At 70.2% G+C, this 252-nt stretch carries 1 protein-coding gene; it reads left to right on the plus strand.

Annotated features, from left to right (window positions below; all coding sequences use genetic code 11):
• Positions 1 to 252, plus strand: a 252-nt coding sequence (locus tag CU044_RS29525) for a zinc-binding dehydrogenase (protein ID WP_129771817.1), incomplete at both ends; no start/stop codon positions are given.

Consider the following 252-nt stretch of genomic DNA (forward strand, 5'->3'; position numbering starts at 1 on the left):
CATCTGGGTGCCGAGGTGTTCGCGACGGCGAGCGAGGGCAAGTGGGATGTCCTGCGGTCGCTGGGTGTGGCCGAGGATCACCTCGCCTCGTCGCGTACGACGGACTTCGAGGCGGCGTTCGCCGGGGTCACGGGCGGCCGGGGTGTCGATGTCGTGCTGAACTCGCTGGCCGGTGAGTTCGTGGACGCGTCGCTGCGGCTGACCGGTCCCGGCGGCCGGTTCCTGGAGATGGGCAAGACCGACATCCGGGAG

The sequence above is a fragment of the Streptomyces sp. L-9-10 genome (assembly GCF_004151105.1).
Lineage (GTDB): Bacteria > Actinomycetota > Actinomycetes > Streptomycetales > Streptomycetaceae > Streptomyces.